This window comes from Cytobacillus sp. FSL R7-0696 (assembly GCF_038006865.1).
GTDB classification, from domain to species: Bacteria; Bacillota; Bacilli; order Bacillales; family Cytobacillaceae; genus Cytobacillus; species Cytobacillus kochii.
The window spans coordinates 4,202,766-4,219,840 of record NZ_JBBOWA010000001.1 but is presented as its reverse complement, the minus strand read 5'-3'; the positions used below and the strand labels follow the sequence as shown (position 1 = coordinate 4,219,840).

Below are 17,075 nucleotides of genomic sequence, written 5' to 3'. Positions count from 1 at the left end.
TTTATAAAGGATATCATTCCGTTTTATTTGGCGTATGTGTCACAAATTGCATCCTTTCATTAAACATTGTTGGATAGGATAGGAATCCAAGTATAATACTCGTGATAACAGCAGAAGAAAGCAACATAAACAGAATCAACAATTGAAACATGACAGCCTGCACAGGATCAGCGCCTGCGATTATTTGTCCACTCATCATCCCAGGCAGTTGTACAAGCCCAATTGTTTTTTGACTTTCTATTGTCGGTATTGTACTTGCGCGAATACTTGTCATTAACTGACGGTGAATAGCTTGTTTCGGTGTACCCCCCAATGATAGCAGAAGCTCTACTTCTCCTGTTCTGTTTTCAATTTCTGCGGTAAATCGATTGAGAAATAATATCGATAGTACCATCGCATTACCAATAATCATTCCACTAATTGGAATCATGTATTGGGCAGTTGCTGGAATAATTTTAAGACTAATAAGGACACTTTGGGTCAACACTTCGATAAAGCAGTATGTAAGAATAAGTTTCCATGTAATGCCTTTGATCATCACACCTTTTTTTCTTGCATTATGTACGGCAGCAGTAATAATGAGAATAATCATTAAAAAGATATAGAAAAAGCTTTCTGAATCAAAAACGAATTGCAACACGTAACCGACCGCAAGAAGTTGGATGATTGATCGAATGGTCGCAATCAAGACATCTTTTTCAAGACCTAGCCTGAATGTTTTAGATAAGAGAATAGGAATAAGAACAAATATTAATGTCAGAGATAATTGAAAAAAAGTCATTTTTCCTCACCACCTTCAAAGAACTGCTTGACCTTATCATTTGAGGATGAAACAATTTCAGTGCTTTTTCCATATGCTGCTAGTTTGCCATCTATAATTACCCACGTCTCATCCCCTAAACGAAGTGCTTGATCAAGATTATGAGTAATCCAAACAATGGTTGTTTTCCTCTTTTGATTAATCGTTGTAATTAGTTGCTCCACTTCCCTTTGTGAAGTTTGATCAAGGGCTGATGTAACTTCGTCTAACAATAATATTGCTGGTTCATTCAGTAATGTCCGCGCGATAGACACCCTTTGTTGTTGCCCTCCAGAAAGGTCTGTTGCTTTGCGGTGAAGGAATTCTTCATTCAATCCAATCAAATTAAGCATTTCGATCGCCTTTTCTTTTGATAACTGTTTTCCATTTAGGGTTAGTGGCAACGATAAATTATCATAGACATCCCCTTCTATCATAATGGCTTTTTGCAGAACTATTCCTACATTACGACGTAGAACTGTTGGTGTAATGGTCGAAATATTCTCACCATGAATGAAAATGTCTCCAGATGAGGCTGACTTCATTCCATTACATAAATAGAATAGTGTAGATTTGCCCGAGCCTGATGGACCGACAACGGTCGTTATATTCCCGGAAGAAATAGTACCTGTTATGTCTTTAATAATTGATAATGAATCAGTGTGATAATGTACATTTTGAAATGAAATCGCTGTTTGCAAATATAACCACCCTTTTACATTTATGATAAATCTTTATGTACAACCTTAGTATATCCTAAAGGATGAGATTGGTTAGATATTTAAAACATTCTTGCTTAAAATGAAAAAGAAATAACTTGATGTTCTTTAAAATAAAGCGATCTAATGATTACTTAGTAAAAAGACTTTACTTAATATTTGAAAAAAGAAAAGGATTTATTAAAGGCAGTAAAGAAATGAAAATATATCACAATGACAACAAAGAGGAGGTAAAAATGATGAAAAGATATGATTTAGCAGTGATTCCTGGTGATGGTATAGGGAAAGAAGTTGTACCTTCTGCCGTTAAAGTGCTCCAAACAGCAGCGACTTTACATGGCGGTATTCAATTAGAGACAACTGAACTTCCATGGGGGTGCGACTATTATCTCAAACATGGCAAAATGATGAGTGATGACGGTCTAGAGCGACTGAAGAATTTTGATGCGATTTTTTTAGGGGCAGTAGGAGATCCGAACAAAGTTCCCGATCATATTTCATTATGGGGTTTACTTATTCACATTAGGAGAGAATTTGAGCAGACCATTAATATCCGGCCAGCAAAATTATTCAAAGGGCTAACCTCCCCTCTCGTTGATCCAGGGGCATTTAATTTTCTCGTTGTACGTGAAAATAGTGAGGGTGAGTATAGTGAATCTGGTGGGAGGATACATAAAGGAACAGACGAAATCGCTATCCAAAACGCCATTTTTACGAAAAAAGCAACGGAAAGAGTAATGGATTATGCGTTTAAACAAGCTGTTCTTCGTAAGGGTCATGTCACTTCAGCTACAAAATCTAACGGTATTGTCCATTCGATGCCATTTTGGGATGAAGTGTTTAAAGATGTGAGTGAGCGCTATACAGGAGTGCGTACATCATCTGTGCATATTGATGCACTAGCTGCTTTTTTTGTTTCCAAACCGAGCGATTTCGATGTGATCGTTGCTAGTAATCTTTTTGGAGATATTTTAACTGATATTGGTGGAGCGATTATGGGGAGTATTGGTATAGCTCCTGCTGGAAACATCAATATAAATGGGAAATATCCGTCTATGTTTGAGCCTGTACATGGTTCAGCGCCAGATATTTATGGTAAAGGGATAGCCAATCCAATCGGGCAAATATGGACGGCCTCGTTAATGTTAGATCATTTAGGTGAAGTAGCACTAGCTAGAGAGGTCTTACGAGCAATGGAAGAAGTTACTGATGCAGGGGTAAAGACGAGAGATATTGGCGGAAATGCTACGACTGATGAAGTGACAAATAAGATTTGTCTTCAATTACAAAATAATATTGGCTGAATGTAGGGAGGTTGAAGATATTTGATGAATCAAATGTTTAGTTTTTTATTCGTACCTGCGATTTCTACCAAGATGGTAAATAAGGCTTTAACAATTAAACAATCGGCCATCATACTAGACTTAGAGGATTCTGTTGCCCATTCCAAAAAGCATGTAGCCAGAGAGAAGGTCTCTGGTTATATGAGTGAACTTAATGAATGGGATAGGCAAAGGGTATATATTAGGATTAATGATAGTGAAAGTCCGTATTTTTATCATGATCTTCAATTAGTTAAAGTATGTAAGCCACGGGGACTATTTATCCCAAAAACAGAAGATAAAAACATGATAAAGGAGATAGCTACTTATTTGGCAGACGAATCGATAGCTCTTATTCCCTTAATTGAAACGGCAAAAGGGATACATTATTCATTTGACATTGCCACTGCAACAGAAACCGTTGAAAGACTGGCTTTTGGTGCGGTTGATTATTGTTTAGATACAAATATTGAGGTAGGAGAGGGGAGGGAAGAGTTATTATACGCACGTTCGCAACTAGTAAACGCTTCAGCAGCAGCTAAAACACTACCACCTATTGATTCCGTGTTCCTTCATTTAGAGAATAGCAATGATCTCATTAAAGAAACAACCCATGGCAGGAAACTAGGCTTTGCTGGTAAATTAGCGATTCATCCAAAGCAAGTCGTACGAATCAATGATGTGTATCATCAAGAGAATCACAACCGTATTTATGAGGCTAAAGAAGTGATTAGACTGTTCGAAAACGCTGAGAAAGAGGGAAAAGCATCAATTAATGTGAATGGGCGTTTAGTGGATTATCCCGTTTATAAACAGGCTAAGAAATTACTACAGTTAAATAGTGAGAGTAATGAATCAAAGTGATGACACTTTATATTTTGAACTGTCAAATGTTTGATACGCTAGTATTAGCTGACCCTTTGTCATCGAACACTTAGTTTTACTACTCTTTAAAATAAATTTCTGAAAAGTATAGACAATTGTAATTGGATTTTGTATCCTGTTTTAAAAGGGAGTAAAGGGTGAGTGATCATTGACGATTGATGTTGATTTGAAATTAGATAATCGTGATACACTGCATTTAAAAGTATGTAATGTTCTCCGAGAAGCAATTATAAAAGGTCAGTTTAAACCTGGTGAACGATTAAAACAATCAGATTTAGCAGAAAAACTCGGTGTTAGTAGAATGCCGATTAGAGAAGCATTGAGAAAATTAGAATCTGAAGGCTTAATTACCCTAGTACCACATAAAGGAGCTATTGTTAAAACGATTCATTTATCAGATTTACAAGAGGTGTACACCTTAAGAGCACAGTTAGAGAAGATGGCTTTTATCCAAAGTGCAAAGCTGCTTACAGATACTGAAATCACGAGATTAATAAATCTTGTTCATTTAATGGAAGATAGTGAAGATGTAGATGAATTTGTTGAAAGAAATATAGAATTTCATCAATTATTATTAAAGCACTGCCATTGGGAGAGATTAAATGGTTTTATTGACTCACTATGGAATGGGCTACCACAACAAACCCCACATTTTATTACAGGTCAGACGGCTACATCAAATGAAGAGCATCAGGAGATTATCAAAGCGATTAGAGAGAAAAGATTTGAGCATGCAGGTGAGATTTTGTCTCATCATATTTTAAGAACAGGTGAATCACTTATTCATAGTTTAAAAAATGAAAGAATGAAATAAATATTGATTCATCAGGAAGGCAGCACGAATTTTTCAGAGCTGCCTTATCTTTTGCAAACGTTTACTTTAACGAAGGAAGGGTGAATGGACAATGGCTTTAACGGAGAAAATTTCAGAATATATAGTTAATTTAGACTATCAAGATTTACCAAAAGATGTGATTGAATTCACGAAAGTATGTATTTTAGATTGGTACGGTTCAGCAATAGCAGGCATAGATGAACCACCAGTTGTTGCTTTAAAAGAAACGTTATTTGAAATGGGAGGGAATGAACAGGCAACCCTTATTTCCGGTGAAAGGACTTCTCTTGCAAATGCTGCCATGATTCATAGTGCTGCTAGCCATATAGTGGAGTTAGATGATATTCATAAAGGGTCGATTATTCATGCAGCAACAGTTGTGATTCCTGCTGCTTTATCTGTGTGTGAAGCGTATGACTTATCAATAGAAGAATTAATTACGAGTATCGTCATCGGCTATGAAGTTTGTTATCGTATCGGGGAAGCGGTTACGCCTAGTCATTATTATTATTGGCATAATACTGCAACATGTGGCACTTTCGGAGCAGCAGCTTTAGCAGCGAAGTTATTAGGGCTTAATAAACAACAAATCGTTCATGCTTTGGGGAATGCAGGGACACAGGCAGCGGGGTTATGGGAATTTATTGAAGACGGAGCCAATTCAAAACAGCTTCATACTGCAAAGGCATCCTATAATGGTGTACTTGCAGCACTACTAGCAAAAAAAGGCTTTACAGGTGCCTCAAAGATATTAGAGGGTGATCGTGGTTTTTTCAAGGCAATGAGTGATTCGTACAACGAACAAAAGATTGTTGAAGGACTCGGTGAGCAGTTTAAAATAATGGAAAATGGTTTTAAGCTTTATGCTTCCTGTCGTCATACCCATCCGAGTATGGACTGTGTGCATACATTGATGAACAAACATTCAATAGACTCTACTGAAATTGAAAAAATCCTCATAGAAACCTATCAAACTGTATTAGATATAACGGATAATCCCAAACCTCGTTCCATTTATGCAGCAAAATTTAGTGTACAATTCTGTGTTAGCTTAATCGCTCTTAAAGGCAGCGCTTTTCTACAAGACTTTAATGAAAGAACATTAAATAATAGTGAAATTAGAGAAATGATGAATAAAGTACGAGTAGTATCAACAAAGGATTTTACGGATGCCTATCCAGAACAATGGGGTGCCAAGGTAACTATTGTCTTAAGGAATAAAGAAAGTTATCGTTTCGCGACTGAATTTCCAAAAGGAGACCCAGAGAATCCTGCCAGTAAAAAACAAATGGTTGAGAAGTTCCAGTCATTAGTGGCTCATAAAATTACAGATGTAGATCATAGAGTAGATGATATATACAATATTGAAAATGTAAAAATAAAGGATTGGCTACTGGTAAATAGCCCAATTGTAAATGGAAATGAGGCTTGATGATGAAAGTGATTGCTTATGACCATATAGTGGAACAAGTAGCGAAGCTTTGTCAGGAAGCGAACTTTGACCTTGGCGAAGACGTTATTTCTGCTTTTCGACAAGCGGTAGAAACAGAAAGATCACCAATTGGAAAAGATATACTGTTAGGTTTAATTGAAAATGCGAATATCGCTACAGAAAACCGTGTGCCTATGTGTCAGGATACAGGTGTTTCCGTTTTTATAGTTGAATTAGGTCAAGACTGTTTGATTAAAGGTGGAACAATTACAAGTGCCATTAATGAAGGTGTAATGAAAGGATATAAAGACGGATATTTAAGACATTCTATCGTCAATAATCCCCTGACAAGAGATAAATCTGAAACATATAACAGCCCTGCCATTATTCACATCGAAATGAAAGCCGGAGATCAACTCGTTATCCATATGTCGGCAAAAGGGGGAGGGAGTGAGAATATGAGTGCACTTAAAATGTTAACCCCAGCAGATGGTATCGAAGGCGTAAAAGAGTTCATCTTAACAACCGTTGAAAATGCAGGACCAAATGCTTGTCCACCTCTAGTTGTTGGAATTGGAATTGGTGGGAATTTTGAACGCTGCGCTTATTTAGCTAAAAAATCATTGTTTAGGCCGATTGGTCAACATCATCAGTCTCCAATAGTTGCCCAATTAGAAAAAGATTTAATGAAGAACATGAATGAAATGGGGATTGGTCCTCAAGGATTAGGTGGGGATACAACTGCCATAGATGTAAAGATCGAGTTAGAACCATGTCATATCGCTGCACTTCCTGTGGCTGTTAATTTAAATTGTCATGCGTCAAGACATAAAGAATTGAGAATGTGAGGCTGATAAAATTGGAAAAAAAGCAATTATCACTACCCTTAAAACCAGAAGAGTTGGAAACATTAAGGGCCGGGCAGCAAGTCGAATTAACTGGCTTAATATATACAGCGAGAGACGCAGCCCACAAAAAAATTTATGATCTTTTATCTCAACAAGAAACGGTCCCATTCACGTTAGAAAATGCTTTTATTTATTACGTTGGTCCGACCCCAGCAAAACCTAATCAAGTGATTGGTTCCGCTGGTCCAACTACTAGTAGCAGAATGGATAAATATACACCATTATTATTAGAGCATGGCTTAAAAGGAATGATTGGAAAAGGATATCGAAATGAAGAAGTAAAGGAAAGTATAAAAAGAAACAAAGCGGTTTATTTAGCAGCAATAGGGGGAACCGGTGCACTTCTTTCAACGGCTATTAGAGAGGCTGAGGTTGTGGCATTTCCTGAGTTAGGTCCAGAGGCAGTATATAGGCTCACAGTAGAACATTTTCCAGCTACAGTGATTATCGATTCTTTAGGTAATGACTGGTATATACAAGCAAGAGAGAAGTTTCAACAAGAAAGATCAACTCTTTAATCATTTATTACTATTCTTAAAAAGGACAAAGTCTCACATGTCTATCAATTGTATCCATTATCCCAAACAAATTATCTATTTTATTAATAAAATATTGAATATTATTAATATATATAATAGTATAATTAATGAATTCAGAAAATTCTAATTAGGTGGTGTGGAGAGATGGAGTTCGAATATACAAGTGAAAACCAACAAGTCTTACAAATGGTAAAGGAGTTTGTCCGAAAAGAAGTGTCACCCCACATTAAATATTATGAGAAAAATCAATTATTCCCGAAAGATATTTTTGAAAAAATGGGGAATCTAGGTTTTTTTGGTGCTTGTTTTCCTGAGCAATATGGCGGGTCTGAATTAGGTTTTCTTAATTTAGCTATCATTGCTGAAGAAATATCGAAAGCACATCCATCGTTAGGTTATGCCTTTAATATGCAAGCAATGACCTGTCCTTTTACAATATTAAATTGGGGAAATAAGCAGCAAATTGAAAAATATGTTCCTTCTCTAATAAAGGCTGAGAAAATTGGTATGTTCGCTCTTACTGAATCTGGTGGTGGCTCAGATCCTGCTGGAGCAATGAAGACAACGGCTGTTTTAGATGGTGATGAGTACGTACTGAACGGATCAAAAATGTGGATTACTTTTGCAAATGAGGCAGATGTAGGTGTGTTGTTTGCGAGAACCAATCCAGAAGCTGGTCATAAGGGCATTTCTGCATTTATTATTGAGACTAATGTACCAGGGTTTTATGCAAAACCAATCGAAATCAGCTCTCTAGGATTTATGACAAGAAGCTGTGAAGTATTTTTAGAGGATTATCGAATCCCCAAAAGTCAATTATTAGGGAAAGAGGGAGAAGGCTTTAAAATTGCGATGAACGCCCTTGATTATGGACGCTTAACGGTTTCTTCACGATTGGTTGGCATTGCTCAAGGTTGTATTGATGAGTCGATATCTTATGCAAACGAACGAGAAGTGAGTGGTGTACCGATTGGTCAATATCAAATGATTCAACATTTGATTGCGGATATGGTAGTAGAAACAGAGGCTGCAAGATTGCTTACGTATAAAAGCGCTTACTTAAAAGATAAAGGCGAAGCGGCGACTAGACAAAGTGCATACGCAAAATATTTTGCTTCCGAAGTAGCTACCAAAGCTGCAAGAAGTGCGTTAGAGATATTTGGTGGCAATGGTATCGCAGATGAATATCCGATTATGAAGTATGTAAACTATGCGAATATGCTTCACTTTGGTGAAGGGTCGGCAAATATTCAACGTATACTGATTGCCAATGATGCCTTAGGGGAAAAGGATGCTAATCGTCATCATATCGAAAGAAAGTATTCTTTAAGTAGTGATATTCAAAAGGTGAGGGTGTAGTCGATGAGTGAAAGGCAACCACTTGAAGGCGTTAAAGTATTGGATTTATCTCGTGTATATGCAGGACCTGGGGGTTCAATGATATTAGCAGATTTAGGTGCTGATGTCATCAGAATAGAGGCACCGAACGGTACAGATAGTATGAGAGATTGGGTTCCTTTCATAGGTGGAGAAAGTACGTATTATTTTACCGCTAATCGTAATAAAAAATCAGTCGAGTTGGATTTGAAAAATCAAAAAGGGAAGGATATCTTTCTAAAGCTCGTACAAGAGGCAGATATTGTCTTAGAAAACTTTAAAACAGGTACTTTGAAAAAGTTAGGTCTCGACCTAGATCAACTTAAAAAGGTAAAAAAAGATATTATATTATGTTCGGTTACCGGATATGGGCAAACGGGACCGTATAAAGGGGAACCGGGATTTGATCCTGTTATGCAAGCGATAGGTGGTTTAATGGAAGTTACTGGATTTTCAGAGGGCGAGGCGACAAGAGTGGGACTTCCACTAGTCGATATTATGACGTCACAATATGTAACAATAGCGATTCTAGCAGCACTAAGACAAAGAGATCAAACAGGAAAGGAACAATATATTGATCTATCCCTATTTGAAGTACAATTAAGTGCACTTGCCAATGTAGCAAGTAGTTATTTAAATACAGGTACTGTTTCAACAAGAGTTTGCAATGATCATAGTTATATTGTTCCTTATCAAGTATTTAAATGCAGTGACCGTCCATTAATGGTTTGTTGTGGTAATGATAAATTATTTGCGAATTTTTGCGTTGTTTTAAATCATGAAGAATGGATTGGGGACGAGAGGTTTAAAACGAATCAAGCCAGAGTAACTAACCGTGAAGTGTTAACAAAAAAGATCGCAGATATGATGATAACCAAAACGGCAGATGAATGGTTCACTCTATTATCACAAGTAGGTGTTCCAGCTGGACCAGTAAATAATATTGAACAAGTTTTTCAACATCCTCAAGTTGAGGCGAGAGAAGTTGTAGAAGAAGTTTCCCATGTAAAGCTTGGACATATTAAATTGGTGAAAAGTCCACTCAAAAATTCTACGCTAAATGTTAAAACAAAAGCAGGGCCACCTGTTTTAGGACAACATACAGAAGAACTTCTACATGCATTAGGGTATCAAAAATTAGAGATTGATCAACTGAGAAAAGAGGGAGTTATTGGTTCGTTAGCCAAGTGGAAAGTGTGATTATGCACAATAATGGAGGTGTTTCCAATGAAAAAGATTCTTCTATTGACTTTATTTTTTGTATGTATTTTATTAAATGGCTGTAGTCAACAGACATCCAATGAAAGCGCTTCCGATGAGGTGTATGTGATGGATATAAATAATTGGCAGCCATCTACACATCACTATGCTTATAATGCGTGGGAGCCATGGAAAAAGATGGTGGAAGAAAAGACGAATGGAAGAGTTAAAGTCAATATTTATCATGGGAGTGCCTTAGGAAAGTCTAGCTCTGTTTATCAAGATATAAAAGGAGGGCTCTATGATGTAAGTCTTCTCGTAACGAACTATTTTTATGATACCCCTTTTTTTCCTTATACAATCGGTAGTTTACCATTTGCATTACAAGGACCTGTTGAGGCAAACAAAGTTTTAAGTAAATTCGAAGATCGATTTGCAGACAAAGGGTTAGATAATGTCATCCTTATGCCACCAACATCAACAGATGCCTATGATTTATTTTCTACCACTCCTATTCACACAATGGAAGATTTACAGAATAAAAAAATGAGAATGAGCGGAAAAGGCGAAAATGCCTTTATTCAATCATTAGGAGGAACGCCAGTATCGATCACATCTGAAGGCATATACGAAGGATTAGAAAAGGGGATGATTGATACCGCATTTTATACACCTATTGGTGGTGAAGCAGTAAGGTATTATGAACCTGCCCCTTATATTACACAAATGTCAGTACTCGTGAACCCACTCATTCCTGTAATGAATAAAAACTTCTATGATCAGCTCCCGCCAGATTTACAAAAAATATTTACAGAAGAATTGAATCCTGCGTTATCAGAAATGTTTACAAAGAGTTATGTTACAGAGTTAGCTGCTTCTAATGAGCAGTTAGAGAAAGCAGTTGAAAAAAGAGGCGAATATATTAAACTTTCTACAGAAGAAGACATTAAGTATCGTGAAGCAGGTAAAGGTGCTTGGGAGTTATGGATAGAAGATGCAAATAAACGTGGATATGATGGAGAAGAAATGGTCGAAGCTTTTTTTGAAATTCTCCGTGAAGAAGATTACCCTTTACCATTTGAAAATTAAAACAGTTAAGGTGGTGGAATGCATGAGAAAGCTGGAAGAGGTCATACACTTTTTAACAGCAATAACAAAATATATTGCGTTAGCAACGATGACACTGATGATGATATTTATTACCTTTGCTGTAATTAGTCGGATATTATTTTCACCTATTATCGGTGATATCGAAATTGTTCAATTAGGTATGGTAGTGCTAATCATGTGTGGTTTGGCTTATACAGAACAAGTAAACGGACATATTACCATAGATATTATCACAAGCAGACTTTCATATAAGTGGCAACGCGTCTTAGAGATATTTGGCGCCTTTCTTACATTTATTATTACCATCCTCATTGCCTATATATATCTTCATGTCGGGATCTTTCATCAACTAACAATGCCTATATCTACTACTCTTTTAGAAATCCCGTTTTATCCCTTTGATTATATCATTACATTCGGCTTTCTCATGTGGGGAGCTGAGGCTTTTCTAAGAATGCTCAAGCTCATCTTTTCATTAAATTATGAAAATACAGGAGGTGATGAACATGCCGGTTGAATGGTTTGGCGTTATCGTTATTTTGATCATGTTTGTTTTAATGTTTTTTAAAGTACCCATTGCTATCGCAATGGTTGTACCAGCCGTACTAGGAATCTTTTATTTGAAAGGTTGGACGGCATTAGCCACAGTTGTTGAAACAGTGACATGGGATCATAGTTTTAGTTATACGTTAAGCACTATCCCTATGTTTGTTCTAATGGGAGAATTATTATTTATCTGTGGAATTAGTACAGAGCTCTTTAATACTTTCAGACTTTGGCTTAGTAGATTAAGAGGTGGACTTGGGATGGCGACAATTGCATCTTCTGCTGTTTTTGCGGCCGCTTCAGGTTCAAGCCTTGCAAATACTGCCACAATGGGTGTAATTGCATCAAAGGAAATGCTAAAGGCTGGTTATAACAAATCATTAACCGGAGGAACGATTGTCGCGGGAGGAACATTGGGTGTGCTCATTCCACCAAGTACTTTGTTTATTCTATATGGGATGATGACTGAACAATCTATTGGACAGCTTTTAGTGGCTGGCATTATACCGGGGCTGATGCTTATCATCTTATATATGATTACTGTATTTGTGGCTGTTTCTGTAAGGCCAGAGTTAGCACCAATGATTCATACAAAGGTGGAGTGGAAGGATCGTTTCATCGCATTGAAATCTACAATATGGATTATTTTGTTATTTGGCATTGTGATTGGGGGGATGTATATCGGCTGGTTTAACCCAACTGAAGCAGCAGGGATTGGGGCATTCTTTACGTTTATTTTTGCATTAATCAGAAGGAAATTAACGATTCAGTCATTTGTTAAAGCATTATCTGCTACTTTAAAAACAACAGGATTTTTATTTGCCATAATTATTATGGCATTTATCTTAAATTACTTCCTAACAATTACGAGATTACCTTTTCTATTAGCGGATATTTTCGAATCTATCTCAGTTCCCCCTTTTCTATTATTTGTGCTTATTATTCTTATGTACATTTTATTAGGAATGGTGATGGATGCTCTTGCTATGGTTGTTGTTACAGTACCGATTATTCTACCGATTATTCTAGCGATGGATATGAATTTAATTTGGTTCGGTGTCATTATTGTTTTGGTGATGGAAATGGCAATGATCACACCTCCTGTTGGCATGAATTGTTTTGTACTAAGAGGATCAGCCCCTGACCTTTCTTTAGAACAAATTTTTAAAGGAACAAGTTTATTTTTGATTCCCATTTTCCTATTAATTATTATTCTCTATCTTTTTCCTGATATTGCTCTGTTTTTGCCTAAAAATATGTATTAAGAGGAGGTTGAATATATGTTTACGAGTGACGACCTTAAACCAATGTTAGAACCAAACGCAATAGCTATTATTGGAGCTAGTGGAGACGAAACGAAAATCAGCTATAAACCGATAGCGAATTTAAAAGAGGTAGGCTATCAAGGTGAAGTTTATCTTGTAAATCCAAAATATGAAGAGATATTAGGTTTTCCATGCTATCAGAAGATAGAAGAACTACCTGAATATATTGACTTAGCATTGATTTGTGTAGCAGCTAAAAGTGTATTATCTATTATTAAACAATTACATGCGAAGAAGGTAAAAAGTATATTGATTTTTAGTTCTGGATTTACAGAAATAGGTGGAGAGGGAGAGAAGTTGGAGGAAGAGATAAGGGAGTATTCAAAAGGAAACCATTTGCCGATTTGCGGTCCAAATTCTCTTGGGTTATTTAACTTAAATAAACAGATGATTGCTTCCTTTTCCAGTTTAAAAGCATGTGATCCTGCAGCGATTGCATTCGTTACACAAAGCGGAGCAATGGGTTCTTTAACTCATACATTAGCAACTGAAATGGGTATCGGATTTCAAGCTTTTGTATCTAGCGGAAATGAAAGCACGGTTGATTTCTTTGAGTATATTGATTATTTTGCTAAAAGTCCTGACATAAAAGTCATTGGTGGATATTTAGAGGGAGCAAGAAATATAACTAAAATGAATCGTGCAATAAAGGCAAGTCATGAAAATAATAAACCAATAGTATTAATGAAAGTTGGCACGTCAGTTATCGGGGCGGATGCGGCTAGTTCGCATACCGCATCATTAGCAGGAAATGCGAAGATTTATCAATGTTATTTTGCTGCAAACAATGTGGTTCTCGTTGATGATGAGGAAGAATTAATTGATACATTATCACTGTTTCATTATGCTAAAAATATCTCTAAAGACGGAGGGGCGGTTATCGTCACACAATCAGGTGGTGCAGGCATAATGATGGCTGACCAATGTGAACGTAAAGGAATGAAACTTGCCACTTTAAAAGCAGAAACGAAAGAGAGATTATCACAAACTCTTCCAGCTTTTGCTTCTATTAAAAACCCAGTTGATATGACGGCACAAGTGAATCAAGATCCTCAACAAATACTTGATACTCTAACTGTGTTAGTTGAAGCAATTGAAGTGCAAACCATCGTGTTTTATATTCAAATGACGGATCATTTATTTACACCTATTATCGACAAACTTAGTAAGTTGATTAAACAAGCAAATAAGCCCGTTGTTGTTTGTTGGTCTGGTATACAGGAAGAAACAAAAAAGGCGGTCTTTAAGGAAAAAAGTATTCCTTGGATCCCTACACCCACACGGACCATTAATGCCCTTGCACATGTCGTAAATTACTATACGGCAGAAAAGCAAACTGACGGTCAAATGAGAAAAGAAATTCGTAAGCAGACACCCATGATCGTTAATGAAAAACTAAATGAATGGGAAGGGAAGCAACTATTACAATCGATTGGTATAAAAGTGCCTAAAGGTTCTTTTGTTCGTAATCAAGAAGATCTGCATGAGCATAGTCTTTCTTTTCCTCTTGTCTTAAAAGGGGTTTCGAAGGAGATTACTCATAAATCAGACTATCAGTTGGTTCAAACAAAAATCAACAGTCAACAAGAGTTACTTCAATTTTATGAAGGCATGATTAATAGAATAAAGCATCATCATATCGAACATCTTATCGAAGGAATGATGATTGAAGAAATGGCAGATGAAGGAGTTGAGGTGATTATTGGAGCCATTAACGACCCTACATTTGGACCGACAATCATGTTTGGTATCGGTGGGGTATTTACGGAAGTGCTTGAGGATGTTGTTTTCTTGCCTGCACCAATTACAGAGGCTCAAGCGTTACAAATGATTGCTTCTATTAAGGCATTTCCACTTCTAAATGGAGTGAGGGGAAAACCTAAGTCAGATATAAAAGCATTGGCATTAACGATACAAACTTTATCAGAATTTTGTTTATCTCATCAAGGGGAATGGAAAGAAATGGAATTTAATCCAATCCTTGTCCATAAAGAAGGTAAAGGTGTTACAGCGGTTGACGCTGTCATTGTTGGGAAAAAACAAGCAGAGATCTATAGTTGATTCACTTACCCTTATTAATGAGGCAAAGTGAAGCAACCTCATTAATAAGGGGGATTATATACTTAAATCAAATAGGGCTTCTGTTCAGTTACAAACGATAAAAACTTCTGTATTCCTCCAGCAATTACGGTATCTTGATGGTAAACAAGGTGAGAGTGACGATACAAATGCAAGTCATCACTAATTGGAATGATTTGGAGCTTACCATTTTCAATCTCTTCTTGTACCGAGATACTTGGCAAGAAAGAAATCCCGAGATTAATCTCGATCATTTTTTTCGTTGCATGGATGTCGTTAAGCTCCATTCCTGTTTTCATATGGAAACCATAGGAAGATAGCTTTTGTTCAATTTGTGCCCAGTAGTTTGACTCTTTCCCATAAACGATGAAGGTTTCATCAGCTAAGTCACTTAAATGAGGACTTGGAATATTTGTTAAACGATTGTTAGCTGAGGCAACGAGTACAATGGGATCTTGACCAATATGATGGCTGACTAAATCTTCTTCTATAAACTCTTTTTGAGCGGAACGTGCAATGGCAAAATGCACTTCACGATGATAAAGCATATCAATCATTTTAGGTGTAAAAGCGGTATGTAGTATGATTTCAATTGTAGGATAGGAAATATGAAAGCTTTCTAAAATTTTTGGTAAAATCCAGTAACAAAATGAATCGGAAGTCACTAGAGAGAGGGAACCTTTATACCCTTCTTTATATTGAGTGAGTGATTTTTCTGCTTCTTTTACTAATGAAAGAATTTGGGTGGAATAAGGATAAAGAATCTTTCCAGCATCTGTTAAGCTACCTAATGATTTATTTTTACGATTGAATAATTGCAGCCCTAATTGGTCTTCTAAAGATTTGATTTGAGAGCTAACTGTTGGTTGTGAAATACAAAGTTCCTCAGCAGCTTTAGAAAAGTTATTATGTTTATATACTGATAGAAATACTTCTAATTGTTTAATATCCATTCTAATAACGCTCCTTACATGTTTTCCTGCTCCCACTATTTTACCATATAGATATCAGATGATTTATATCATTCAAAAAACAACTTTTATTTCGTTGACAAAAAAATTTTTTGTATATAAAATTACTGAAAAAAGGATAATGAAGGGGTAGAAAAGATGGATGAGCATGTAAAGAAGGCGAAGAGAAAATATAATGTACCTGCAGTGGACAGTGCATTTAAAATCCTTACATTATTGAGTCGAAAAAAGTTTAGTAAAAGTAACTTAACTGAAATTGCAAATGCCTTATCATTAACCCCAACAACATGTTACCGCATACTGCAAAAGTTAGAAGAGCTATCCGTTGTACGTTATGATCAAAGCTCTAAAAGATATAGTCTTGGCCCCTATTTAGTTGTTTTAGGAGAAAGAGCGAAAGAGAATATTCTAGATTTATCTGTTATTATGCCATACTTGGAAAGATTAACAGAAGAAACTGGATTAACGAGTTTCCTAGTCAATCGAATTGGTGAGAAAAAATCGACCATCATTGCTAAGGTAGAAGCAGAACAATTTGGAATAAATGTATCAGTAGGTAGACATTTCTCAATTGTAGATGGTGCTTATGGTAAGTGTTTGTTAGCTAATCTAAGGCGAGAAGAAGCAAAACGGTTAATTGATTATAATGATGGTCTTCGTCCTTTAACGGAAAACGAAATGAAAGAATTATTAGCAGAGTTAGAAATGATAAAAATAAAGGGATATGCCATTTCATATGGGGAATATATTGATGGTTTAATTGGCATTGCTGCACCGATTTTTAATAATACAAATACAGTGGAGATGTCCATTTCATTAGTCGGCTTAACCAGTCAGTTGCAAGGAGCGGAAGCGGAAAGAATTGGTGAACTAATAAAGGGAATTGCGAATGAAATTACAATTAAATTAGGCGGAGATCGCCCATTAGTCTAATTAGAAAAGACATTATTATTCAATCAGAAAATAGGGAGTAATAATGTCTTTTTTGCAGAAAATTGAATGTAGTTAAATAATCTTAATTTTCTAAT

16 protein-coding genes are annotated in these 17,075 nt (G+C 36.3%); 13 read left to right on the top strand and 3 right to left on the bottom strand.

Features of this window, described 5'->3' with window-relative positions:
* Positions 1-13 precede the first annotated feature (13 nt).
* Both MKX29_RS21500 and MKX29_RS21495 read right to left on the bottom strand, forming a co-directional pair.
* Complete coding sequence (locus MKX29_RS21500; RefSeq protein ID WP_341107676.1) at positions 14-781, bottom strand: ABC transporter permease; 768 nt, start codon at positions 779-781, stop codon at positions 14-16.
* Positions 778-1,500, bottom strand: coding sequence for an ABC transporter ATP-binding protein (locus MKX29_RS21495; protein WP_224936363.1), 723 nt, complete (start codon positions 1,498-1,500; stop codon positions 778-780). The genes MKX29_RS21500 and MKX29_RS21495 overlap by 4 nt, the downstream gene beginning before the upstream one ends.
* 257 nt (positions 1,501-1,757) lie before the next feature.
* On the opposite strand from MKX29_RS21495, the gene MKX29_RS21490 reads away from it, so the two are divergent.
* From MKX29_RS21490 to MKX29_RS21435, 12 genes are all read left to right on the top strand, one after another.
* Positions 1,758-2,822: a tartrate dehydrogenase gene (locus MKX29_RS21490; protein ID WP_341107672.1), complete on the top strand. Its 1,065-nt coding sequence runs from the start codon at positions 1,758-1,760 to the stop codon at positions 2,820-2,822.
* A 24-nt stretch (positions 2,823-2,846) separates the two neighbouring features.
* A complete protein-coding gene (locus MKX29_RS21485; protein WP_341108336.1) occupies positions 2,847-3,704 on the top strand; it encodes an HpcH/HpaI aldolase/citrate lyase family protein in 858 nt (285 codons plus the stop codon).
* 169 nt (positions 3,705-3,873) lie between these two features.
* Positions 3,874-4,539: a GntR family transcriptional regulator gene (locus MKX29_RS21480; RefSeq protein WP_341107670.1), complete on the top strand. Its 666-nt coding sequence runs from the start codon at positions 3,874-3,876 to the stop codon at positions 4,537-4,539.
* A gap of 91 nt (positions 4,540-4,630) precedes the next feature.
* Positions 4,631-5,992, top strand: coding sequence for an MmgE/PrpD family protein (locus MKX29_RS21475; protein ID WP_341107667.1), 1,362 nt, complete (start codon positions 4,631-4,633; stop codon positions 5,990-5,992).
* Between the two features lie 2 nt (positions 5,993-5,994).
* Positions 5,995-6,840: a fumarate hydratase gene (locus MKX29_RS21470; protein ID WP_341107665.1), complete on the top strand. Its 846-nt coding sequence runs from the start codon at positions 5,995-5,997 to the stop codon at positions 6,838-6,840.
* Positions 6,841-6,851: 11 nt separating this feature from the next.
* Entirely contained in the window at positions 6,852-7,418 is a 567-nt protein-coding gene (locus tag MKX29_RS21465; protein WP_251161550.1) for a Fe-S-containing hydro-lyase, read from the top strand.
* A 165-nt stretch (positions 7,419-7,583) separates the two neighbouring features.
* Complete coding sequence (locus tag MKX29_RS21460) at positions 7,584-8,798, top strand: acyl-CoA dehydrogenase family protein (RefSeq protein ID WP_224936369.1); 1,215 nt, start codon at positions 7,584-7,586, stop codon at positions 8,796-8,798.
* 3 nt (positions 8,799-8,801) lie between these two features.
* Entirely contained in the window at positions 8,802-10,016 is a 1,215-nt protein-coding gene (locus MKX29_RS21455) for a CaiB/BaiF CoA transferase family protein (protein WP_341107664.1), read from the top strand.
* Positions 10,017-10,043: 27 nt separating this feature from the next.
* Positions 10,044-11,105, top strand: a complete 1,062-nt coding sequence (locus MKX29_RS21450) for a TRAP transporter substrate-binding protein (RefSeq protein WP_224936371.1) — start codon at positions 10,044-10,046, stop codon at positions 11,103-11,105.
* Positions 11,106-11,127: 22 nt separating this feature from the next.
* Positions 11,128-11,643 carry a TRAP transporter small permease gene (locus tag MKX29_RS21445; protein ID WP_341107661.1) on the top strand — a complete coding sequence of 172 codons (516 nt, stop codon included), beginning with the start codon at positions 11,128-11,130 and terminating at the stop codon, positions 11,641-11,643.
* The gene (locus tag MKX29_RS21440; protein ID WP_341107659.1) at positions 11,633-12,937 is read left to right on the top strand and encodes a TRAP transporter large permease; all 1,305 of its coding nucleotides are present in this window, start codon (positions 11,633-11,635) and stop codon (positions 12,935-12,937) included. The genes MKX29_RS21445 and MKX29_RS21440 overlap by 11 nt, the downstream gene beginning before the upstream one ends.
* Positions 12,938-12,952: 15 nt before the next feature.
* Complete coding sequence (locus MKX29_RS21435) at positions 12,953-15,058, top strand: acetate--CoA ligase family protein (RefSeq protein WP_341107657.1); 2,106 nt, start codon at positions 12,953-12,955, stop codon at positions 15,056-15,058.
* Positions 15,059-15,120: 62 nt separating this feature from the next.
* On the opposite strand, the gene MKX29_RS21430 is transcribed toward MKX29_RS21435, so the two are convergent.
* Positions 15,121-16,029 (bottom strand): LysR family transcriptional regulator, encoded by a 909-nt coding sequence (locus MKX29_RS21430; protein ID WP_281202470.1) that lies wholly within the window; start codon positions 16,027-16,029, stop codon positions 15,121-15,123.
* Between the two features lie 156 nt (positions 16,030-16,185).
* Between MKX29_RS21430 and MKX29_RS21425 the strand changes: the two genes are divergently transcribed.
* On the top strand, positions 16,186-16,980 hold the full coding sequence (locus MKX29_RS21425; RefSeq protein WP_251161556.1) for an IclR family transcriptional regulator: 795 nt from the start codon (positions 16,186-16,188) through the stop codon (positions 16,978-16,980).
* Positions 16,981-17,075: the final 95 nt, after the last annotated feature.